Source organism: Kitasatospora sp. NPDC004745, assembly GCF_042873275.1.
Taxonomy (GTDB): domain Bacteria; phylum Actinomycetota; class Actinomycetes; order Streptomycetales; family Streptomycetaceae; genus Kitasatospora.
On sequence record NZ_JBIALK010000013.1, the window covers coordinates 25,775 to 45,023 of the forward strand.

Consider the following 19,249-nt stretch of genomic DNA (forward strand, 5'->3'; position numbering starts at 1 on the left):
TACGATCGCGCGTGTGTGGGTGCCTGCCCTGTGTCGCCGGTCGTGCTGAGCGCCCTGCCGGGGCGGTGTCGGCACGCGTGGCGGCCGGTCCGCGGCGGATCGTCATCCCGAAGGTGTCGCGGGTGCGGGGCGCCGCACGGTCGTGGTCGCGTCCGCACGCGGCACGGGCCCACCGGGGCGCCTGACGGATCCGCCCGGGAACCGCGCACCGAGACACGGCCCCACCAGGGGTCCACGTGCTGAGCGTGGACCCGAGCGTGGACCTGGACGATCCGCGGTCTGCGCGGGACGGCCCGCGCCCCGGGGCCCGGGTGGATCGGTTGTCGTGAACGGCGCGCGTGTCACCGCGCCGCGGGGCGGCGGCTCCGTGCCGAGCGCACGGCGAGGAACACCACGTCGGCGATGAGCAGCAGGACGCCTATGGCGAGCAGGTACAGCATCCCGTGCACCGCGACGCCGACGATGCCCAGCATGATCGCCACGATGACGATCGAGAGGAAGAGAACCATCACATGCCTCCTTGTCGGCCGGACGAGCCTGGGTGAGCCACCAGTGCGCGTCCTCCCGGTCCGTGGCCCGGGTGGGACCGGGGGCCCGTGGTGCGGGCTCCCGGTCGGCCGGTGGACATCAGGGTCACCGGGTCTACCAGTAGTGGCGGCGGCCGGCGACCTCGTGGCCGAGCGAGCCCATGATGAGCAGGGCGAGGCCGATGAGGGCCAGGACGATGCCGACGGTCCACAGGAAGGACATTCCCGTGACGAGTCCGATGGCGAGGAGGATGACTCCGAGGACGATCATGACGTACTCCGTTCTCTCCCCCCGATGCAGTGCTCCGCGGTGCGGAGGAAATGCGTGTACCAGATCCTTTCGAGGGTTCCGGCCAGGCCTTCGACGGCGATCCGTGCGGGGCTGTCGTTTCGGTGCCCTAGGGGTGCGGCGTGGCCAGGCCGGCGAGGAGGATGTCGAGGCCGCGTTCGAGTTCGGCGGCCCCGTCGTAGGAGGCGAGGGCGGTGGCGAGGCTGCGCAGGAGCGGGAATTCGCCGATCGGCAGCCGGTGCAGCCCCAGGCGCAACAGGTCGTCGGTCTCGTCGGGGTTGTCGACGAGTTCCTGCAGTTCGTTCAGGACGTGGCCGTGGAGGAGCCCGAACAGGGCGCGGTAGATGTGCAGGGCGTCGGGTCCGGTGAAGCCGGCCCGGGTGAGGAGGGTGAGGACGGCTTCGAGCGGCCGCAGGGTGCCTTTGGGACGCAGGGCGAGGGGCGTGGCCAGGGGGCGGGTGACCAGGAGGGGGACGACGTTGGGGTGGGCCAGGGCGAGCCTGCGGTAGCGGCGGGCGACGGCGCGCAGTTGGGCGGCCCAGTCGGGGTCGGTGGAGTCCACCTCGAGTTGGTTGAGGACGGTCTCGGCGACGCCGTCGAGCAGGGCGGCCTTGTTCGGTGCGTGGCGGTAGAGGCTCATCGGGTCGTGGTCGAGCGCTCGCGCCAGGCGGCGCATGGACAGTTTCTCTATGCCGTCCTGGTCGATGATCTCCAGTGCGCAGGCGAGCATGCGCTCCCGGCTGAGCCGCTTCGTCGGAGGCGGGTCCCCGACCTCGACGGTCGGGCGGGCCGTGGGGGCGACCATGTCGGCACCTTCTTCCCGGAGGGTGAGCACCGGTGACCCAGAGTTCGTAGACCTACGGTGTAGATACCAGTGTAGTCCCGGGTGCAAGCTGTAGGCATACGACGTAGATCCGAATGGAGCACGTCATGATCATCCTTCTCGGACTCATCCTCCTGGCTGCCGCGGCCGTCGTCGCGGCGGCCGGCATCCTCGCGGCGCGTCGCGCGCCGACGAACAGGAGGCCGAGTCCCCGCATCCGCAGACCGCACCTCCTCCTCGGAGGCCCCGCCACGCCCGAATAGCCGTGGGAACGACGGGTAGCCGCACGAAGGCCAGCCGTAGGCGCGGCAGACCGGCCGCACCGACACACGACGCGCGACACCACGAAAGGAGATGGATTCAGCCATGGGCATCGGCAAGAAGGCCGCACACAAGGCCGAAGCGGTCAAGGGCGGAGTGAAGAAGTCCGTCGGACGCGCCACCGGGAACCGTACCCTCGAGGCCGAAGGCCGCGGCGACCAGGCCAAGGGAAACCTCAAACAGGCCGGAGCCAAGGTCAAGGACGCGTTCAAGCACTGACCCGCACCGGACGCCGGAGCCGTGCAGACGGCCCGACCCGGTGCGAGCGCCGGGCACCGAAGCCCGGGCCCCGGGGACGCGGGACCGGCGGCACGACCGCCGGACACCGCGCACCGCACGGGCCGCGTCCACCGGGCGAGCCGGCCTGCCGGGGCGACCGCTGTGGCCCCCGGCCGGGGCGACTTCCCGTCACGATGCCGTCGGCTGCGGGCTCATCGCCCGCTCGTACAGCTTCTCCCGCGCCCGCTTGAGCAGTTCGGCGGCCTTCTTGCGCGACGCCTCCTCCGCCTTGTCGAGCGCGCCCGGGTAGTCGGCGGACATGGCCGAGCCGGCGCCGTAGTCGACGTCGACCGCCAGGTTCAGGTTCCCGTCGCAGAAAGCCGACTTGAAGCTCAGTTGGTCGACCGGCCCGGGGGTGGTGTCGGTGAGCGGGTGCCGGACCGAGGACTGGTAGCCCTCCTGACCGAGCCCCCCGCCGTCGTTCATCGCGAACTTCCGCGTCTCGGTCGGCTTGGGCCCGCCGAGCGGGGACTTGGCGATGTCCGCCTCGACCTCCATCCAGTGGCAGCCGCGGGCCGCCTCGAAGACCGTCGCGTCGATGGTCACCCGCCAGTCCTCCGTCGCCGGACCGCCGTCGTAGCTGCAGCTGAGCGTCGAGGACGGGTCGTCCGCGATCCCCTCGCTCGTCACCGGTATCGAGCTCCTCAGCTGCCCCGGCAGACCGGGATCGCCGACCGCCGCGCAGAGGTCGCCGACCGTGCGGTACCAGCCGACCTCCTTCGCCTTGCCGGCACTACTGCTGCTGCCACTGCCGGCGGTGGCACTGGCGCCACTGCCTGCGGTGCCGCCACCGCCGCCGCAGGCGGTGAGGAACACGAGGCCGGCAGCCACGAGGGCGGCCGCGCCGGTACGGGAGGTTCGATTTCGACTCGTCACCGCGCCAGGCTAGTGCCGGATCATGCGACGCCCGACCCGGGGTGACGCCCCGTCCGTCGCCGGCCGCGGAGCCTGCGATCATCGACCGATGAACGCCATCGACCGCCCCATGCCGCCCCTGAACGCCGACGAGCGCACGACGCTCGAGAGCTGGCTCGACTTCCACCGCACCACCCTGGCCATGAAGTGCGAGGGGCTGGACGACGAGCAGGCCGCCACGGCCTCCGTGCCGCCGTCCGGCTTCACGCTGACCGGCCTGGTCCAGCACATGGCGGAGGTGGAGCGGAACTGGTTCCGTCGCGTGTTCGCCGGGGAACCGGCGCCGCCCATCTACCCGAAGGCCGACCCGGACGGCCCCGACGGTGGTTTCGAGGTCGCCGCGGGCACCGCCCTGAGCGACGCCCTCGCCGTCTGGCACGCGGAGATCGCCCGCGCCCGTGCGCACTGCGCCGAGCACGCCCTGACCGACACGGGGCGCTTCATGGAGCAGGACGTCAGCCTTCGCTGGATCTACGTCCACATGATCGAGGAGTACGCCCGCCACAACGGCCACGCCGACCTGGTCCGCGAACGCGTCGACGGCGCCACCGGCGTGTAGCACCGGGCCCGGCGGGCCCGGTGCCGGTGCTGTGCCGGGTGGAGGGCCAGACCGACGACGGGGGTGCCGCGCGGGCGGTGCGGGCGCTGCCCTCGAAGGTCCTTCCTCGGCCGGGCGGGGCTACTCCAGTACCCGGAAGGACGTGCCCGCGGAGTCGGCGTAGGCGAGCCAGGCCGCGCCCGCGCTGTGGACGTGCAGGTCGACGGCGACCCCGTCGTCCTCCCAGCGGCCGGACTCCGAGATCGCGAGGCCGATCAGCGCGAGGGTGCCGGCCTGGTCCCGTAGTTCGTACTGCTCGCGGCTCTCCTCGCCGAGGTCGCCCGAGGACTCCTCGTCGCGTTCCCAGGCGTCCACGGCGGCCCGGGCCAGGTCCCCGGGCAGTCGCACGGTGACCCGGCCGACCTGGAGGTGGACGTGCTCCCCGACCACCGCCAGCACCTTCGCGTCTTCCCTGTACCGCTCGTACTGCTCCTGATCGACCACGGCGCGAGGCTAACCGGACGGGCGGAACCGCCTCCACCGGATTTGCCCGGCGGGCCCCTGTGGGCGGGCAACCCGGGCCTGGCGGCACGTCGGCCCCCGGGTGGAGTGGGTGCGAGGGCCGTGCGGTGTGCACGGCCCTCGCACCCGGGTGTGGGGCGCCCCGTTCCCGCCCTCGTCGTCCGGATCTGCACATGGTGGTGAGCTGTGCGGCGTGTGCCGTCACCTGTGCGCGGTGCTGAGCTGCACTGTTGGTGGGGAATCGAACCCCTGCGTTGCTCTTCACGCGCCAGGACCGGTTTGACCGCCGGTCTCGGTGTGTGCACGCCTCCGTGGCGACTACCTGCTGTCCCACACCCGGTCTGCGGGGTCAGTCCTCGAGCAGGTCGATCTCCCAGTTGGTGCGCTGGATCAGGGTGTCCACCTCGCGGATCTCCTTGGCGAGGAGGTCCGCCCGGGCGCGGAGCTCGGCGACCGGCAGGGCGGAGAGGATCCTGAGTTCGGACCGCAACTGCCGTACGGCTCCGCGCTGGTCGCGTCCGGAGGCGGCGTCGGCGGCCGCGGTGAGCACCGAGTGGCGCAGCCGCAGGACGTCCCGGCGGGCGAGGGCGTCGGTCAGCGTGCCGCCGCCTTCGACGAGCGTGGTGGAGTTGGTCCGGTTGATCAGGCGGATCAGCCGTTCCAGCTCGTCCAGTACCTCCCCGGCCTGGGCCAGGACCTCGGCCGCGTTCTCGGCCGGCTCCTCGCCCTCCTGGTAGCGGGCGCTGCCGACGACGCGCGAGCGCAGCTGCTCCACCTGCCGCACCGCGGCCGCGCGCTGTGCGAGCGCTTCAGCCAGTTTCACCGCGTCATCCACCCTCTGCGTGCCGTTGATCGTCCGGCAAGTATGCACGTCGGCGCCGGCGGCGCGGGTCGCCGGGGCCCGCCCCCTCGGTGGGCTGCGGTGTCCTTGCGGTCAGGGGGTGGTGGCGGTCGCCGCGACCTGCCCGGTCAGGCCTGCGCGGGTCAGGGCGCGGGCGATGGCCGGCCCGTCCAGCGGGTCGTCGTCGGCGTTGGTCGGGGCCAGCCGTTCCAGCAGCCGGTGCGGGTCCAGCCGGTAGGCCTCCGCGTCGGCCAGGAGGCCCTGCGCATCCGGCCCGTCAGCCGTGTCGACCGTGTCGTCCAGGTGGTCCGTCAGTTCGCCCAGGACTTCGCCGCGGTCGATGACGGAGCTCATGCCGCAGTCCAGGCCGTCGTCGCGAAGGCCGTCCGGGTACGGCGCCCGGGCCCAGGCGCCGTTCTCGTACCAGTAGACGCAGCCGATCTCGTACGCCTGGATCAGGTCCCGCAGTTCCTCGTGGGGCAGCCAGTCGGGGCCGCCCGCCAGCACGTCGATCGCCGGCTCGTGCCACTTGACGCCGCTCGACTCGTCCTCGCCGTAGAGCACGAACCGGCCGTCGCCCCGCTGGGACATGACCCACCAGGTGCAGCCGCAGTCGTCCCAGTGCAGGCCCTTGTCATCGATCCACCGGCCGGTGCGGTGGCGCGGCGGGCGTTCCTCGTCCGCGGTGGTCGCCTGGAGGGCGGCGAGCAGCGCCCAGCGCGCCCACAGCTCCTCGGCCGGCGGGAGGTCCTGCGGCAGTCCCGGCCGGTGAACGGTCATGTGTGCCCCCGTGCGTGCGTTCCGATGGTGCTCGCCGCAACCGTACTGTCCACGACCGACAGGGCCGGCACGGGGCCCGGGGGCGGCAGGGGCCCGTCCGGGTCAGTACCCCTCGCGGACCTCGAAGACGCCGCTGTCCCAGTACACGGAGGGCTCGTCGGCCTCGCTCGGCCAGTCGCTCTGCAGGTGGCGGCGGCCGTGGCCGAGGGCCCCGACCCGGTGCGGGCCCAACCGCCCCGCCGCCAGGTCGTCCGCCTCGGCGTCGGTGATCGGCAGCACCGTGCGGTACTGCGCGTCCTGTGAGGCGGCCCAGTCGACGTACTCGGTGAAGACGCTCACGAAGGCCTGCGAACAGAGGGCGCAGCGCTGGACGGAGACGATGAAGTGCGAGTCGTCCCGGATCATCGTCTCGACCCGGACCCCGGTGTGGCTCCGGTGGTGCGCCCGCGCCACCGCGGCGTCCTCGGCGCAGCACGCCGTGCACCCGAAGCCCGCGGACTGCGTCGCGTCGTCCCCCATGGTCGCGCCCCCTTCGGCCGTGGCGCCACATGCTACTCGGGCGGGGCCGGGAGATCCGGCGGCCCGGGGGGTGCCGTGACGGCCCGGGGCACGCCAGACTGGCGGCATGCTGATCTCCGCCCGGCGTGACCGGCCCCTGCTGAGGTTCTGGACGACGACCCGCGCCGACTTCTACGCCGACGACCGGACGGCCCGGTGGACCGCGCGGGCGGCCTGGCTGCTGGTGACCGCGTCGCTGTGGCTGGTGCTGATGTTCACGGTGGTGTTCGGGGCGGTGGTCGCCGGCGCGCCGTCCGGTGTGGTGCTCGTGCTGGTGGTGGGTCTGGGCTTCACCGTGCCGGTCGTGTCGATGCTCGCCGTCACGTCCGGGCCGCACGGCCGGATGGGGGCGCCGCTGCTGACCGCGCTGGTCATGGCGGGCGCCGTGGTGCTCTGCTTCTGGCGGAGCTGACCCGGGCCGCCCGGCGCCCCGGTCCCGGCCGCGCCCGGCCACGCGCGGGGCCCGGACACGCGCGGGGCCCTGCGGGAGCGCTCCGCGCCTGGGTGGCGGCCGATATGCTCCCCCAGCTGGGAGGTGCCTGCGGCAGGAGTGGGGGGCACGGGCCTCGACGATCCGCGTTCGCGCTGGTCGGAGGCACTGTGCAGGCCACCCGGCCACGGCGGGACACCGCACTTCATGACGTGACGACGGGGTGATGCGATGCCTCTCGAGGGCGAGTACGAGCCGAGTCCGGCGCAGTGGGTGCGCGAGCAGGTCGAGCTGTACGAGGGTTCGGGCGGCACGCAGGGGCTGACGCTCCGGGACACGGGCCTGCCCGTCGTCATCCTCACCACGCGCGGCGCGAGGAGCGGCAGGATCCGCAAGACCCCGGTGATGCGCGTGGAGCACGAGGGGCGGTACGCGGCCGTGGCCTCGAAGGGCGGCTCCCCGCGCCACCCGCTCTGGTACTTCAACGTCACGTCCGACCCGCACGTGGAGCTCCAGGACGGTCCCGTGCGCCAGGACATGACGGCCCGGGAGGTCACGGGGCAGGAGAAGGCCGAGTGGTGGGAGCGCGCGGTCGCCGCGTACCCGCCGTACGCCGAGTACCAGCAGAAGACCGACCGGGAGATCCCCGTCTTCGTGCTGGAGCCCGCCGCGCGCGGGTAGGAGCGCCTGCGCGGGGCTACAAGGGTGGGCCCGACGCCCCCGGAGACCGGGTCGCGGCACACTTCGGGAACCGGTCCGCGGCGCGGCGATGAGTTTTCCGGCTCCGGCAGGTCTACATCTCGACGGGGTAGACCGACGCACCGGGAGTACAGACATGGGCCTCATCCAGATCGAAATGTTCGCGACCCTCGACCTCGTCGGGCAGGCGCCCGGCGGGCCGGACGAGGACCCGGCGGGGTTCCCGTTCGGCGGCTGGCAGGCACCCCTGCTGAACGAGACCACCGGGGCGCAGATCCTCGCCGCGTACGAGGGCACCGACGCCCTGCTGCTGGGCCGGCGGACGTACGACATCTTCGCCTCCTACTGGCCGCACCAGAAGGACGGCGAGATCGCCGAGCTCTTCAACCGCGTCCCGAAGTACGTGGCCTCCCGCGGCACGCCCGAGCTGCCGTGGGCCGGGTCCGTGCAGCTCGGCCCGGACCTGGCCGCCGCGGTGCGGGAGATCCGCGAGCGGCACGAGAACGTGAAGGTCGTCGGGAGCCTGGACCTGGTGCAGTCCCTGCTGCGGGAGAAGCTCTTCGACCGCCTCGACCTCTGGGTGCACCCGATCGTGCTCGGCGTCGGGAAGAAGGTGTTCGACGGGGGCGCGGTGCCCACGAACGTCACGCTCCTCGAACCGCCGGTGGCCGGCCCGCAGGGCACCGTGTACCTGCGCTACGGGCTCGCCGACGGCACGCCCGGGACGGGCGACATGAGCCTGCCCGACCGCGGTCTCGGGTCCGACGAGGGCAGGTGATCGCGATGACCACGATGACCACCGTCGACGTCGACGGGACCGCCCTGGGCGTCGAGTCCTTCGGTGACCACGACGCGCCGCTCGTCCTGCTCGCGGGCGGGCCGACGATGCTCTCCTGGCCCGACGCGCTCTGCGAGCGCCTGGCCGCCGGCGGGCGCCGGGTGGTGCGCTACGACCTGCGCGACAGCGGGGAGTCCACGACCGCGGACCCGCAGGCACCCGCCTACACCCTGCGTGACCTGGCCGCCGACGCCGCCGCCCTGGCCGGCGCGCTCGGCGGGGCGCCCGCGCACCTCGGGGGGATCGGCGTCGGCGGGATGGTCGCCCAGGTGGCCGTGCTCGACCACCCGGGCGCGTTCCGCGCGCTCACCCTGGTCGGCACCCGCCCGGTCGCCCCCGGACCGCCCGACGACGACCTGCCCGACCACGACGGGGAGACGATGGGCCGACTGTTCGCGCGCCCGGCGCCCGACTGGGCCGACCGCGCGGCGGTCGCGGAGTTCGCCGCCGCCGGCGCGCAGGTCCTCGGCGACGACCCCGCCGCCGCCCGGGCCGTCGCCGCACGCGTCTGGGACCGCACGCCCGGCACCGCTCCCCCGGTCCAGCTGGCCAACCAGCTGGGCGTGGTGTTCTCCCGGCTGGACTGCACGCCCCGCTGGCGCGAGCGCCTGCCCGGCGTCGGGGTGCCGACCCTCGTCGTCCACGGGCGCCGCGACCGGTTCTTCCCCGTCGGCAACGGCGAGGCGCTGGCGCGCGAGATCCCCGGGGCCCGGCTGCTCGTCCTCGACGAGGCCGCCACCGCGCTCCCCGCCGCGGCGGTCGGCGAGGTCACCGGGGCGATGCTCGAGCTCGGATAGCGGACGGCGGGGGAGGGCGGGGCCGAGGACCGCGACGAGCCCGCCGAGGCGCTGCGCAGGCACCACCGGCAGCGCCCCGCGGGCTTGTCGATCTCCTCCCGCGGGGATACCGCGGGTGCCTCGCTCCTCGAGTTCCCCCTGGGGAAAGGGACTTCCATGCCGCTCGGCAACGCGTTCAACAAGGCCTTCTGCAACGGGCACGACTGGGGCTACTGGGAGCGGTACGACGGCAGCTTCACGCTCTACGGGATCGTCCTGGGTGCCAGGGGGACCCCCGAGGCGGAGCACTGCCTCTGGTTCAGACGGTGCCGCAGGTGCCGCGGCCGCGAGACCGAACTGCGCCACAGCTGGGGCCCCCTGGAGTTCATCAACGAGGACCTCGGCGTGGACTCCGGCAAGCGGTACGACGGGTACCGGTGCACCTGGTGCAGGGCCACCAAGCCGGCGTGACGTGACGGCACACGCCCACGCCGCCTGCTCAGCCGTCTGCGCGTCCCGGGCCGAGATGAGCCCGGTCGGTCGGCGACGGATCGTCGCATCGAGCAGCTCGCGGTGCGGCGGGCCAGCGGCACCTCGCCGCTGGCGACGGCCCCGCCGACCTGGGTGTGGAAGGACAGCAGCTGTCGTGCCCGACAGCAACGCGTCGAGCGCTCGGCCCTTGACCGGGCCACCCGACCCCGAGGGCTTCGACTGGCCGTTCGGCGGTGGTGGCGGCTCGTCCGCGCCCCCTGAGATTCACGTTGAGGTCACCTGTCTGCGAGTACGTCGTCTGAACGGCACGCTGAGCCGGACGGACGGGCCCCGGGCCCGTCCGCCGACACCTCATGGGGACGAATCGAGCCGATCGCAGGATACTGAAGCCATGGCGCAGAACGCCCGCACGCACCACGAGCCGTCGCGTCTCACGGTCAAGGGCCGCGAGGTACGACTGCGCACCATCGCCATGGGCGTCATCGCCGTCCTGGCCGTCTGGTTCATCGCGGTCAACACCGCCTCCGTGACCATCACCCTGTGGGTCGCCGACGTCACCCTGCCACTCTGGGTCGTCCTGACCGTCACGATCCTCGTCGGCATGCTGATCGGCACTTTCCTGACCCGCCGCCGGGCCTCCCGCAGAGCAACCCGGCCATGACCCCGGGGCCCGCACGTCGACGTCCGCCCCGGGCCTGACCGGCGGGAAACCGCAGGCGGAGAGGACTGCGCAGTCGACGGACGGTCTCCCCCGCGGCGCCGGCCACGGTCCCGACCAACCTCTCCACGCTGCGGGTCCAGGAGGGGGCTCCCAACCGCAGTCGTCCCAGTGCAGACCCTCGTGATCCCCGTCGATGTCGGGAGGGTACGGCTGCGGCGCCGTGGCGTCATTGTGTGAACGCTCGTGCCGTCCCTGCATCCGCCCGGTTCCCCGGAGCCCCTCCGTCCACGCCCCGGGCGGAACGCGCTGCGCCGACCGGCGGCGTGCAGGTGGGAAGGCCCGGCTCGCGGCGGAGCGGGGCTCGGGGCAGCGTCCGGGGGGCTTCGCACCGGTTGTCGGCGGACGCGCCGACCGATCCGGCAGGAAGGACGCGGGAGCCTGCCCGGTCTTCCACCCGAAGGTCTCCGCCCCGGCGAACACGGTGATCGCAGCCTGGGTGAGCGCGCGGAGCCGGAACCAGGAGGAGGGCCCCATGCCGCAGGAAGCCGCAGGGGCCCCTGCCGGGGACAGGACCGGCTTCGAGACCGAGGAGGCGGCCCGCTGCATGGCCCACTCGCACGACGTACTGCGGTGGCGCGAGCACGCCGTGGGCCGGGCGGTCGAGGCCAAACGGCGCGCCGGCCTGGCGGCGACCCTCACCTCGGAGGAGCTGCAGGCGGCGTTCCGGCAGTGTGCGGAGCCGACTTCCGTCCCGTTCGGTTCCGGCGGGGTCTGATCGGGCCGTGACGAGCTCGTGCAGGCGCCCGGCCGGGGCGAGCCCGGCCCCGGCCCGTCCCCGCGCCCCTTGCCCGCCCAGGGCGGGCTCGTGCGCGCCCCGCTCCCGCCCGGGCGCAATCGTGCGCGCCGTGCCTCCGGCCCCGGGCCGGGCGGCGTTGACGCCCGGTCACGCCGGGGTGGAGCGTGGCCCGGGGCGGACAGGACCCGCCCCGCAGGCAGCGCCCCTAACGCCCCCGTACGCCCGAGGAGTTCCCGTGCGTCGCTCCGGCACCTCCGTCCGAAGAACCCCCGCCCGCATCCCCGCCCTGGCCTCCGCTGTGGTCACGCTGGCCGCCCTGCTGTGGCCGACGGCAGCGGCCTCCGCCTCCCCCTCGGCCCTCGCCGCCGACCCCCCGTTCGGCACCCAGACCACCATCGGCCTGTACGCGCCGGTGCCGGCCGGCTGGGCGGCCGTCGCCCAGAACCAGGCGACCGGGCTGAAGACCATCGAGTTCCTCGGCGGTGCGCCCTACCTGGCCAGGGTCGCCGTGCTGGCCAACACCACCGTGCCCGCGGGCTGGGTGCTGGTCGCGGTGTCCACCGACGCCCGGACCTCCCAGGTCGCCTACCTCGGCGGCGCGCCCCACGGTGCGACGGTCACCGCCGACGTGGGCTGCACGATGCCCGGAGGCCGGGTCTACGGCTACCCCGTGCCGGCCGGCTGGACGATCGTCGGCAGCGGCGTCAACTCCGTCTGCTCGTACCAGAACCTGCGCTACCCCTGACCGGGCTCTGCCCGCCCGGTCCCGCCCGATCCGCCGTTCTGGCCGGGGGGGGGGGACGGCAGGCGGCCCGCCCCCCCGTGTGCGGGAAGCGGGCCGCCCGGGCGCCGGTACGGTCACTGGTGGAGGTAGGTGTCGGTGAAGCTGGTGCCGCCGGAGCCGAGCGCGCTGGTGCGGGCCTCGTAGGTGCCGTTGGAGCTGGGGTCGAGGGCGACCGGGCCGAAGGAGCCGAGGGACTTGCCGTTGACGGTGGCCGAGGTGAACGCGAGGGTCCCGAACTTGGGGTACGAGCCGGTCGGCGACTCGATGATGACCTCGGCGCTGGTCCGCTGCGCGGACAGGGACTTGGTCGTGCTGTAGGTCCAGCCCCGCGAGGAGTCGGTCAGCTTGAGGGTGTACTTGCTGCTGCCGGCGTAGGTGACGGAGGCGGTGATGACGTCGCCGGCCGACACCGGGTACGAGCTGAGGCTCAGGTAGACCGGGCTCGCCGGGTACATCTCGTACCAGGCCTGGTTGACGGGGCTGCCGCTGGAGCAGTCGGTGGCCACCCCGGTCTGCTCGACGGTGGAGGAGCCGTACCCGTCGATGCCGACCCAGGGCGCGTAGAGGTCGTTGGTGGAGTTGCAGGTCGCGTGCGGCTCGGTCCAGGTCGCCGAGACCGAGGTGAAACCGCTGCCCGTGGCGGCGTAGCCGCCCCAGTTGTAGCCGTTGGTGTTGTACTGCAGGGGGCGGAAGGACATCGCCCGGGCGGCCGCCGCGGTGGTCGGCGCGGCGGGAGCCGCGAGGGTGGTGGCTGCTGCCGCGAGGGTGACGACGCGTATCAGGAACGTGCGCATGCTGGCTCCTTCGTGGGGGGCGGGCCGGCGGCTCACACGCCGAGTCGGGCCGTGGGGGCGGCCGTGGTGGGGTGGCAGTCAGGATTACCGACTGTCATGAGCCGGGCAAGAGGAGCAGCGGGAAGGTTGATGAAGGAATTGCCTTGCCGAGTAGTGGACTTGACGTTCACCCGGCGCGCACGCACGGGGAGAGGAGTTCCCGGCGGGGCCGCCCCCGGGCCCTGCCGGCCCGGGGAACACACCCGCCCCATGGCCTCGGGCACGGCGCAGGAACGCCGGGCCCGAGACCATGGGGCGGGTGTTGACACCTCGGCGGGTGCCGCGGGGAGGGGCTCCTGTTACCGGGCCTGGTCGTCCACCGCCGCGGCCACTGACGCGACCGGGCAGTCGCAGCGCTTGCGGCCGACCAGGAGGAAGGGGCCTCGCTGTCGGGGACGGGCACGAGGCCGGGAGGGTTTCCTCCGCAGTACTTGGCCTTCTGCGCGTCGGTCATGGCGACCCCGTGGGCGGCGAACACGCCCGTTCCGCCCTTGTCCGGGCTGTTGAGCCGCCACCTGCGCCGGACGGGCTGACCGGGCGGACGCTTTACCAGGCATCCGGGCGGGTGGCCTGACGGGCGGTCTGGCGGGCCGGACGGTCAGGACTGCGGGTCCTCGGCGAGGAGTTCGAGGACGGGCAGGGCCGCGAGCAGCGCCGCGCGCTGGTCGGCGGTGAGCAGCGCGGTGCGTTCGGCGAGGACCTGGTTGCGTTCGGCGCGGATCTGGGCCAGCGTGGCGCGGCCGTCGTCGGTGATCCGGATCAGGGCGGAGCGCCGGTCCTGCGGGTCGGCCTCCTTGGTGAGCAGGGCGTCGGCGTGCAGCGGGGCGAGGGTGCGGATCAGGGAGGGCGCGGACACCTGCTCGCGGGCGGCGAGGTCGACCAGCCGGATCGGGCCGTGGGCCTCGATCCTGGCGAGGGCCGAGAGCTGGGCGAAGGTGAGGTCGCGCCGGCCGGAGGCCTGGACCATGTGCCGGTGCAGCCGGGAGACGGCCAGGCGCAGCCGGGCGAGGTCGTCGGCCGGTAGCGGGTGTTCGGCCCCGGGCGGGGTCGTGGTGGTCGCCATGGGCCGGTGGTCCTCCTCAGGTGCGCGGGTCGGTGCCGGTCCGCGCCGGGGCGGGCGTTTGCTTCACCGTACCGGCCGGCGGGGCGGCCTCGGCGGGACGGGCGCGGATCAGGGAGGCGGCGGCGCCGGCGAGGGAGAGCGCGATGGCGAACCAGAACACCACCACCAGGCCGTCGTGGAAGGGGCCGGCGATCAGCTGGGGGAAGAACTGGCGCCCGGTGAGGGTCTGGGCGTTGGCCGTCGGGAGGTGGCCGAGCAGGTCGGGGCCGAGGAGTTCGCGGACCGGGTTGTAGCCGAGGAAGGCCGCGAACAGGGTGCCGACCGGGGGCAGGGCGGCGATCGTGTGCGCGGCGGGGGCCGGGACGCCCTGCGCGGTGAGGCCGGTGTCCAGTCCGTGGGGCAGCGAGCTGGACAGGCCGGCGACCATCAGGGAGAAGAACACGCCGATCGACAGCACCATCCCGGCGTTCTGGAAGGTGGCGCGCATGCCGGAGGCGGCGCCGCGGGCGTCGGCCGGGACGCTGGACATGATCAGCGCGGTGTTCGGGGCGGCGAACAGGCCGCCGCCCAGGCCGTTGAGGAGGATCAGCAGGGCGAACCAGCCGTAGCCGAAGTCGGTGGGCAGGAGCAGCAGGCCGCCGAAGGACAGGGCCATGACCGCCAGGCCGGCGGCCGCGTACAGCCGGGCGCCGTGCTTGTCGGAGAGGTGGCCGGCGAGCGGGCCGGCGATCAGGAAGCCGATGGTCAGCGGGATCATGTAGATGCCCGCCCACAGCGGGGTGTCCTCGTACTGGTAGCCGTGCAGCGGCAGCCAGATCCCCTGCAGCCAGATGATCAGCATGAACTGCAGGCCGCCGCGGGCGACGGAGCCGAACAGGGTGGCCGCGTTGCCGCCGGTGAAGGCGCGGTCGCGGAACAGGCGCAGCGGGAACATCGGTTCGGGGGCGCGGAGTTCGACCAGGCAGAAGAGGGCGAGGACGGCGGTGCCGCCGATCAGGCCGGCCAGCACCCACGGGTTGGTCCAGCCCATGGTGCGGCCGCCGTAGGGCTGGATGCCGTAGGTGATGGCGGCGAGCAGGGCGGTCAGGCCGACGGCGAAGGTGAGGTTGCCCCACCAGTCGATGCGGGCCGGGCGGCGCACGCCGGTGTCGCGCAGCGAGCGGTAGGCCCAGGCGGTGCCCAGCAGGCCGATCGGGACGTTGACCCAGAAGATCGAGCGCCAGTTCCACTCGGCGAGGACGCCGCCGAGCACCAGGCCGATGAAGGATCCGGCGATGGCCGCGACGACGTTGACGCCCAGGGCCATGCCGCGCTGGCGGGCGGGGAAGGCGTCGGTGATGATCGCCGCCGAGTTGGCCATCAGCATCGATCCGCCGACGGCCTGGGCGACCCGCCACAGGATCAGCCAGAGCGCGCCGCCGCCGCCGGAGACGGGGTCGAGGGAGAGGGCGACGGAGGTGAGGGTGAAGAGCAGGAAGCCGGCGTTGTAGATCCGCACCCGGCCGTGGATGTCCCCGAGGCGTCCGAGGGTGACCACCAGCACGGCGGTGACCAGGAGGTAGCCCATCAGCATCCAGAGCAGGTAGCTGACGTTGCCGGGCTGCAGCGGGTCGAGGCCGATGCCGTTGAAGATCGCGGGCAGCGAGATCAGCACGATCGAGCTGTTGATGGTCGCGACCAGCGTGCCCAGGGTGGTGTTCGACAGCGCGACCCACTTGTAGCGCGGGTCCTCCTGCTCGTGGCTCGGGTTCTCCCGCTCGTGGCGCGGGTGTTCCTGCGGGACCGCCGGCATGCCACCACTCCGCCCGGGTGAGGTTTCCTGGAACGCCTGAAATAGTTAGTTGCTACTAGCAAACCATCCTCCTGGCGGGTGCCCGGACACAAGGGTCGCGGGGGCTGCTAGAAAGGCACTCGAACGCGGCCCGGCCCGCCCGGATCCCGTCCCCGTCCCCGGGCCCGGGGACGAACCCGGGGACGGACGGTGCGGGCCCGGTGCACGGGGGTCACCGGGCCCGCATCTGGACGTGCGCGGGGCGGCCGCGGCGTCAGGCCCAGGGGTTGAACGGGATGCCGCCGGGCTTCGAGGCGTTGAGCAGGTTGCGGAAGCGGTCGTCCTTGTCGGTGGTCTTGATGGTCGCCGATCCGAAGTCCGCGTTGTTGAGGCGGTCGCGCAGCCAGGTGCTGGGCCAGCCGTTCCAGTCGACGATGGGGGGCTGGCGCCAGTTGTGGTAGTGGTTCTCCGGCGGCTCGTCGTTGCCGTTGGCGAGCCGGAAGAGGTGGCTGCCCGGGCCGCCCGTGCCGCCGTCCTTGTGGTAGACGACCTTCGGGTGGCTGCCGTCGAAGCGCACCGACGAACGCGGGTAGGTGTGCTGGCTGTTGTGCTGGGTGACGGTCAGGAACTCGACCTGGTTGGACGACTGGTTGACCCACGAGACGACGTGCTCGAAGTCGTGGCGGTGGCCGCCCGCGCCGCCGTTCTGCGTCTGGTCCTTCTCGAAGTAGCTGGCGTACACGATGGCGCACCAGCCGTTGTTGCACTTGGAACGGGCGTAGGTCTGCGAGCGGTCCAGGTCGGACTTGTCGCGGCAGTTCCCGTTGACGTCGCCGCCCAGCTTCAGGCCCGGGTTGAGGGTGCCGTCCGGGGCGATGGCGGCGACCGCGTAGCAGCCGTCGGTGTCGTAGTCGTAGGCGGGCGAGAAGGACGCCTCGTAGCCGCCGGCCCGCTGCGGCAGGTTCGGCAGCGAGTCCGCCTGGGCGACCGGCCCGGGCAGGGTGAGGGCCAGGGCGCCGGCGCCGACGAGCGTGGCGACCCGGCGACGGACCCGGGTGGCGCGGGTCGTCCCGGACGCGGTGTCCGCCTGCGTGGCGGCGCGGCCGCGTGTCAGGAGGTCTTTCATCTTCGCCTGCTTTCCTGGTCGTCGGTGCGGCCGTCCCGCGCGGTGGCGGGCGCACCGACGACGATCCTGGCGGCTTGGTCCGGACCTGCGGATCCGTCAAATGACGCAAGGAAATCGGTGAGTTACGCAGTCACGCGGTCCGGACGGCTCCGCCGACGTTCCGCCGACGTTCCGGCGACGTTCCGGCGACGGGCAGTCAACCGCCGTCAACGACAGGAGCCCCGGCCCACTCCTGGCCACCGGCCACCATGGATGCCCTGGCTCACCGACTCACGGCGGCTCACCGACTCACCGCGGCGCAGCGGGCGGCGGGCCCGGGTGGCTGCCTACAGTGGGGGCCATGACCGACCCGCGCCCCACCTCGGCTTTCCACGCGGCCAACACCGACCCCGCGGTCACGGACCGGATGGTCGCCGCGCTGGACGTCCAGGCCGCCAACCCCGGTGTGCGGAGACTGCGGGAGTGGGCGCACGCGCGGCTGGGCGCGCGCCCCGGTGAGCGGGCGCTGGACGTCGGTTCGGGCACCGGCTCGGAGACCCGGGTGCTCGCGGCGGCCGTCGCCCCGGGCGGCGAGGCGACCGGCGTCGAACCCAACCCCGGACTGCGCGCCGTCGCCCTGCAGCGGGCCGCCGTCGACGCCTCCCCGGCCCGGTTCCTCGACGGCGACGCGCTCGCGCTGCCGCTGCCCGACGCCGACCAGGACGTGGTCTGGTGCGAGCGCGTCCTCCAGCACCTGACCGACCCGGCGCGGGCCGTCGCCGAGATCGCGCGGGTCCTGCGCCCCGGCGGCCGGGTCGCCCTGCTGGACACCGACTGGTCCACCTTCGTGCTCCACCCGGCCGACTCGGAGGTCCGCCCGGCGCTGGCCGCCGTCACCCGGGCCACCGCCGCCACCCCGGACGCCGGACGCCGCCTGGCCGGCTGGCTGAGCGCGGCCGGCCTGAGCGTCGACGAGCTCGGCGCCGACGTCCTCCTGCAGGACCCGCACGCCGTCGCCTGGCCGATCGTCCGCGCGCTCGGCGCGGCGGCCGTCGGGCGGGGCCTGGTCACCGAGGAGCAGCGCGACCGCCTGCACGCCGGCCTCACCGCCGCCGCCGAGCAGGGTGCCTGCCACCTGTCGGTGACGATGTTCGCCGCCGTCGCCCACCGGCCGCGCTGACCGGCGGCTGCCCGCCCGGGCCGTGGTCGGGCTACTCGCCGTCCCAGGGCAGGGCCACCAGCACTCCCCCGCCGGCCAGGCGGGCGTAGCGGCAGGTCGCGCCGATCGCCCAGAAGTCGACGGCGGCGCGGCCGGTGACGGAGCGCAGGTCGGCCAGCCTGGCGTCGTCGGGCAGGCCCTCCGCGGCCGCGCGCAGCACGTCGTCGCCGCTCGTGCGCAGCCGGGCCGCGGTGACGTCCTCGACGCTGGTGGTGCGCCGGTCGCCGTCGGGCCACAGGTCCCCGAACCGGCGGCCGAAGGCTCCGACGTCGGCCGCGGTACCCCTGGTGCCGGTGGCGGCGAGGGCCTGTTCCAGGCAGTCGGCCAGGTGGTCGAGCCAGGCGGTCAGGGAGGGTGCCATGCGGTCGGTGTCGGCGGCGTCCCAGAACCGGAACACCGGGCCCCAGGCCCCGGTGCGCGGGTCGACGTCCACGTAGGTGTGGCCGTCGCCGTGGTCGGTGTGGACGAACCAGTGGGTGCCGACCCCGCCGGCGTGGTCCTGGTACCAGCTGACGTCGGCGTTGGCGTACCGGCCGCGGTTGTAGGCGTGGTCGAGGTCGACGTGCTCGTGGGACTCGTGGCCGTTCACGGCGGAGCGGCTGACGGTGACGCGCACCCCGCCGACCGAGCGCAGCAGGGCCCGGACCTCCTCGGGCACCGGGACGGGCCAGGCGTCCATCCGGGCGTCGTCGATGCCCGGGTCGAGGGCCACCAGCCCGCCGGAGGCCTCGGCCAGCCGGTGCAGTCGGGCCGCGGTCGCGGAGGCGGTGCCCACGGCGGGTGCGGTCGCGGTCGCGGAGGCGGTGCCCACGGCGGGTGCGGTCGCGGTGGTCGTGGTGGTCTGGTCGGTCATGCGGTCGGCCCCCCGGTTCGTTCGGTATCGGGGTCGAAGCTACTCCGGCCGTACGACACCGCGGGCCCCGGTCCTGCCGCGGCCCGCGTCAGCTCCCGGTGGCGCGGTCCTCGACGAAGGTCTTGAAGCGGCGCAGGTCACCGCGCACCTGGCGGTCGAGCACGCCCAGCTTGTCGGCGGCCTTCTCGGCCAGGCCGGTGGGGTGGAAGACCATGGTCATCCGCACCCGGGTGCGGTCCGCGCCGAGCGCCTCGAAGTCGACCGTGCCGGTGTGCTTCACGCTCTCGCCGGTGGTGCGCCAGGCGACCCGCGCATCGGGCACCCGCTCGACGATCTCGGTGTCGAACTCCCGGGCCAGACCGGCGATCTTGGTCCGCCAGTGGGCGTGCTGGTCGTCCAGCTGCCGGACCTCCTCCACGCCCTCCATGAACTCGGGGAACTCCTCGAAGGTCGCCCACTGGTCGTAGACGACGCGGACCGGCACGTCCACGTCGATCGACTCCTCCACCATGCTCATCGCCGCACCTCTTCACGTT

The 19,249-nt window shown here is 73.6% G+C and carries 25 protein-coding genes; 11 read left to right on the plus strand and 14 right to left on the minus strand.

The window, feature by feature from the left end; genetic code table 11:
- Positions 1–341: 341 nt before the first annotated feature.
- From ACFYUY_RS21230 to ACFYUY_RS21240, 3 genes are all read right to left on the minus strand, one after another.
- On the minus strand, positions 342–509 hold the full coding sequence (locus ACFYUY_RS21230; RefSeq protein ID WP_360221969.1) for a hypothetical protein: 168 nt from the start codon (positions 507–509) through the stop codon (positions 342–344).
- A 133-nt stretch (positions 510–642) separates the two neighbouring features.
- Positions 643–798, minus strand: a complete 156-nt coding sequence (locus tag ACFYUY_RS21235; RefSeq protein WP_360221972.1) for a DUF6131 family protein — start codon at positions 796–798, stop codon at positions 643–645.
- A gap of 127 nt (positions 799–925) precedes the next feature.
- Positions 926–1,621: a TetR/AcrR family transcriptional regulator C-terminal domain-containing protein gene (locus tag ACFYUY_RS21240; protein ID WP_360221975.1), complete on the minus strand. Its 696-nt coding sequence runs from the start codon at positions 1,619–1,621 to the stop codon at positions 926–928.
- A gap of 384 nt (positions 1,622–2,005) precedes the next feature.
- Here ACFYUY_RS21240 and ACFYUY_RS21245 point away from each other — a divergent pair, with 384 nt between their 5' ends.
- A complete protein-coding gene (locus ACFYUY_RS21245) occupies positions 2,006–2,179 on the plus strand; it encodes a CsbD family protein (RefSeq protein ID WP_360221978.1) in 174 nt (57 codons plus the stop codon).
- Positions 2,180–2,368: 189 nt separating this feature from the next.
- On the opposite strand, the gene ACFYUY_RS21250 is transcribed toward ACFYUY_RS21245, so the two are convergent.
- Positions 2,369–3,115, minus strand: a complete 747-nt coding sequence (locus ACFYUY_RS21250; protein ID WP_387902382.1) for a hypothetical protein — start codon at positions 3,113–3,115, stop codon at positions 2,369–2,371.
- 88 nt (positions 3,116–3,203) lie between these two features.
- On the opposite strand from ACFYUY_RS21250, the gene ACFYUY_RS21255 reads away from it, so the two are divergent.
- Positions 3,204–3,713, plus strand: coding sequence for a DinB family protein (locus ACFYUY_RS21255; RefSeq protein ID WP_387902385.1), 510 nt, complete (start codon positions 3,204–3,206; stop codon positions 3,711–3,713).
- 120 nt (positions 3,714–3,833) lie between these two features.
- On the opposite strand, the gene ACFYUY_RS21260 is transcribed toward ACFYUY_RS21255, so the two are convergent.
- From ACFYUY_RS21260 to ACFYUY_RS21275, 4 genes are all read right to left on the minus strand, one after another.
- The gene (locus ACFYUY_RS21260; RefSeq protein ID WP_387902388.1) at positions 3,834–4,196 is read right to left on the minus strand and encodes a hypothetical protein; all 363 of its coding nucleotides are present in this window, start codon (positions 4,194–4,196) and stop codon (positions 3,834–3,836) included.
- Between the two features lie 367 nt (positions 4,197–4,563).
- Positions 4,564–5,037 carry a DIP1984 family protein gene (locus ACFYUY_RS21265; protein ID WP_360221989.1) on the minus strand — a complete coding sequence of 158 codons (474 nt, stop codon included), beginning with the start codon at positions 5,035–5,037 and terminating at the stop codon, positions 4,564–4,566.
- A 111-nt stretch (positions 5,038–5,148) separates the two neighbouring features.
- Positions 5,149–5,835 carry a hypothetical protein gene (locus ACFYUY_RS21270; RefSeq protein WP_387902391.1) on the minus strand — a complete coding sequence of 229 codons (687 nt, stop codon included), beginning with the start codon at positions 5,833–5,835 and terminating at the stop codon, positions 5,149–5,151.
- Between the two features lie 102 nt (positions 5,836–5,937).
- Positions 5,938–6,354 carry a hypothetical protein gene (locus tag ACFYUY_RS21275; protein ID WP_360221995.1) on the minus strand — a complete coding sequence of 139 codons (417 nt, stop codon included), beginning with the start codon at positions 6,352–6,354 and terminating at the stop codon, positions 5,938–5,940.
- 106 nt (positions 6,355–6,460) lie between these two features.
- Between ACFYUY_RS21275 and ACFYUY_RS21280 the strand changes: the two genes are divergently transcribed.
- From ACFYUY_RS21280 to ACFYUY_RS21315, 8 genes are all read left to right on the plus strand, one after another.
- Positions 6,461–6,805 carry a hypothetical protein gene (locus ACFYUY_RS21280; RefSeq protein ID WP_387902393.1) on the plus strand — a complete coding sequence of 115 codons (345 nt, stop codon included), beginning with the start codon at positions 6,461–6,463 and terminating at the stop codon, positions 6,803–6,805.
- 249 nt (positions 6,806–7,054) lie between these two features.
- On the plus strand, positions 7,055–7,504 hold the full coding sequence (locus ACFYUY_RS21285) for a nitroreductase family deazaflavin-dependent oxidoreductase (RefSeq protein WP_360222001.1): 450 nt from the start codon (positions 7,055–7,057) through the stop codon (positions 7,502–7,504).
- 154 nt (positions 7,505–7,658) lie between these two features.
- Positions 7,659–8,300 carry a dihydrofolate reductase family protein gene (locus tag ACFYUY_RS21290; RefSeq protein ID WP_360222004.1) on the plus strand — a complete coding sequence of 214 codons (642 nt, stop codon included), beginning with the start codon at positions 7,659–7,661 and terminating at the stop codon, positions 8,298–8,300.
- A 14-nt stretch (positions 8,301–8,314) separates the two neighbouring features.
- On the plus strand, positions 8,315–9,157 hold the full coding sequence (locus ACFYUY_RS21295) for an alpha/beta hydrolase (RefSeq protein ID WP_360222028.1): 843 nt from the start codon (positions 8,315–8,317) through the stop codon (positions 9,155–9,157).
- 156 nt (positions 9,158–9,313) lie between these two features.
- Positions 9,314–9,607 carry a hypothetical protein gene (locus ACFYUY_RS21300; RefSeq protein ID WP_360222007.1) on the plus strand — a complete coding sequence of 98 codons (294 nt, stop codon included), beginning with the start codon at positions 9,314–9,316 and terminating at the stop codon, positions 9,605–9,607.
- Positions 9,608–10,019: 412 nt separating this feature from the next.
- Positions 10,020–10,289, plus strand: coding sequence for a LapA family protein (locus tag ACFYUY_RS21305; RefSeq protein WP_360222010.1), 270 nt, complete (start codon positions 10,020–10,022; stop codon positions 10,287–10,289).
- A 532-nt stretch (positions 10,290–10,821) separates the two neighbouring features.
- The gene (locus ACFYUY_RS21310) at positions 10,822–11,064 is read left to right on the plus strand and encodes a hypothetical protein (RefSeq protein ID WP_387902397.1); all 243 of its coding nucleotides are present in this window, start codon (positions 10,822–10,824) and stop codon (positions 11,062–11,064) included.
- A 256-nt stretch (positions 11,065–11,320) separates the two neighbouring features.
- Positions 11,321–11,830, plus strand: coding sequence for a hypothetical protein (locus ACFYUY_RS21315; protein WP_387902400.1), 510 nt, complete (start codon positions 11,321–11,323; stop codon positions 11,828–11,830).
- A 113-nt stretch (positions 11,831–11,943) separates the two neighbouring features.
- Here ACFYUY_RS21315 and ACFYUY_RS21320 read toward each other — a convergent pair whose 3' ends face one another.
- The 4 genes from ACFYUY_RS21320 to ACFYUY_RS21335 all read right to left on the minus strand — a co-directional run bounded on the left by ACFYUY_RS21320 (position 11,944) and on the right by ACFYUY_RS21335 (position 16,662).
- Positions 11,944–12,663 (minus strand): G1 family glutamic endopeptidase, encoded by a 720-nt coding sequence (locus ACFYUY_RS21320; RefSeq protein ID WP_360222019.1) that lies wholly within the window; start codon positions 12,661–12,663, stop codon positions 11,944–11,946.
- 637 nt (positions 12,664–13,300) lie between these two features.
- Positions 13,301–13,765: a MarR family transcriptional regulator gene (locus ACFYUY_RS21325; protein WP_360222022.1), complete on the minus strand. Its 465-nt coding sequence runs from the start codon at positions 13,763–13,765 to the stop codon at positions 13,301–13,303.
- Between the two features lie 16 nt (positions 13,766–13,781).
- Positions 13,782–15,557 (minus strand): MFS transporter, encoded by a 1,776-nt coding sequence (locus ACFYUY_RS21330; protein ID WP_387902403.1) that lies wholly within the window; start codon positions 15,555–15,557, stop codon positions 13,782–13,784.
- Between the two features lie 253 nt (positions 15,558–15,810).
- Positions 15,811–16,662 (minus strand): NPP1 family protein, encoded by an 852-nt coding sequence (locus ACFYUY_RS21335; protein ID WP_387902405.1) that lies wholly within the window; start codon positions 16,660–16,662, stop codon positions 15,811–15,813.
- A gap of 340 nt (positions 16,663–17,002) precedes the next feature.
- Here ACFYUY_RS21335 and ACFYUY_RS21340 point away from each other — a divergent pair, with 340 nt between their 5' ends.
- A complete protein-coding gene (locus ACFYUY_RS21340) occupies positions 17,003–17,821 on the plus strand; it encodes a methyltransferase domain-containing protein (protein ID WP_387902408.1) in 819 nt (272 codons plus the stop codon).
- 31 nt (positions 17,822–17,852) lie between these two features.
- Here ACFYUY_RS21340 and ACFYUY_RS21345 read toward each other — a convergent pair whose 3' ends face one another.
- Positions 17,853–18,713, minus strand: coding sequence for an SMI1/KNR4 family protein (locus tag ACFYUY_RS21345; protein ID WP_387902411.1), 861 nt, complete (start codon positions 18,711–18,713; stop codon positions 17,853–17,855).
- 88 nt (positions 18,714–18,801) lie between these two features.
- Positions 18,802–19,230 (minus strand): SRPBCC family protein, encoded by a 429-nt coding sequence (locus ACFYUY_RS21350; protein ID WP_387902414.1) that lies wholly within the window; start codon positions 19,228–19,230, stop codon positions 18,802–18,804.
- Between the last annotated feature and the right edge of the window lie 19 nt (positions 19,231–19,249).

Excerpts from the sequence above, each read along its gene's own strand:
- ACFYUY_RS21230 (WP_360221969.1), bottom strand. The coding sequence starts at position 509 with ATGGTTCTCTTCCTCTCGATCGTCATCGTGGCGATCATGCTGGGCATC.
- ACFYUY_RS21235 (WP_360221972.1), bottom strand. The coding sequence starts at position 798 with ATGATCGTCCTCGGAGTCATCCTCCTCGCCATCGGACTCGTCACGGGA.
- ACFYUY_RS21240 (WP_360221975.1), bottom strand. The coding sequence starts at position 1,621 with ATGGTCGCCCCCACGGCCCGCCCGACCGTCGAGGTCGGGGACCCGCCT.
- ACFYUY_RS21245 (WP_360221978.1), top strand. The coding sequence starts at position 2,006 with ATGGGCATCGGCAAGAAGGCCGCACACAAGGCCGAAGCGGTCAAGGGC.
- ACFYUY_RS21255 (WP_387902385.1), top strand. The coding sequence starts at position 3,204 with ATGAACGCCATCGACCGCCCCATGCCGCCCCTGAACGCCGACGAGCGC.
- ACFYUY_RS21270 (WP_387902391.1), bottom strand. The coding sequence starts at position 5,835 with ATGACCGTTCACCGGCCGGGACTGCCGCAGGACCTCCCGCCGGCCGAG.
- ACFYUY_RS21275 (WP_360221995.1), bottom strand. The coding sequence starts at position 6,354 with ATGGGGGACGACGCGACGCAGTCCGCGGGCTTCGGGTGCACGGCGTGC.
- ACFYUY_RS21280 (WP_387902393.1), top strand. The coding sequence starts at position 6,461 with ATGCTGATCTCCGCCCGGCGTGACCGGCCCCTGCTGAGGTTCTGGACG.
- ACFYUY_RS21285 (WP_360222001.1), top strand. The coding sequence starts at position 7,055 with ATGCCTCTCGAGGGCGAGTACGAGCCGAGTCCGGCGCAGTGGGTGCGC.
- ACFYUY_RS21290 (WP_360222004.1), top strand. The coding sequence starts at position 7,659 with ATGGGCCTCATCCAGATCGAAATGTTCGCGACCCTCGACCTCGTCGGG.
- ACFYUY_RS21295 (WP_360222028.1), top strand. The coding sequence starts at position 8,315 with ATGACCACCGTCGACGTCGACGGGACCGCCCTGGGCGTCGAGTCCTTC.
- ACFYUY_RS21300 (WP_360222007.1), top strand. The coding sequence starts at position 9,314 with ATGCCGCTCGGCAACGCGTTCAACAAGGCCTTCTGCAACGGGCACGAC.
- ACFYUY_RS21305 (WP_360222010.1), top strand. The coding sequence starts at position 10,020 with ATGGCGCAGAACGCCCGCACGCACCACGAGCCGTCGCGTCTCACGGTC.
- ACFYUY_RS21310 (WP_387902397.1), top strand. The coding sequence starts at position 10,822 with ATGCCGCAGGAAGCCGCAGGGGCCCCTGCCGGGGACAGGACCGGCTTC.
- ACFYUY_RS21320 (WP_360222019.1), bottom strand. The coding sequence starts at position 12,663 with ATGCGCACGTTCCTGATACGCGTCGTCACCCTCGCGGCAGCAGCCACC.
- ACFYUY_RS21325 (WP_360222022.1), bottom strand. The coding sequence starts at position 13,765 with ATGGCGACCACCACGACCCCGCCCGGGGCCGAACACCCGCTACCGGCC.
- ACFYUY_RS21330 (WP_387902403.1), bottom strand. The coding sequence starts at position 15,557 with ATGCCGGCGGTCCCGCAGGAACACCCGCGCCACGAGCGGGAGAACCCG.
- ACFYUY_RS21335 (WP_387902405.1), bottom strand. The coding sequence starts at position 16,662 with ATGAAAGACCTCCTGACACGCGGCCGCGCCGCCACGCAGGCGGACACC.
- ACFYUY_RS21340 (WP_387902408.1), top strand. The coding sequence starts at position 17,003 with ATGACCGACCCGCGCCCCACCTCGGCTTTCCACGCGGCCAACACCGAC.
- ACFYUY_RS21345 (WP_387902411.1), bottom strand. The coding sequence starts at position 18,713 with ATGACCGACCAGACCACCACGACCACCGCGACCGCACCCGCCGTGGGC.
- ACFYUY_RS21350 (WP_387902414.1), bottom strand. The coding sequence starts at position 19,230 with ATGAGCATGGTGGAGGAGTCGATCGACGTGGACGTGCCGGTCCGCGTC.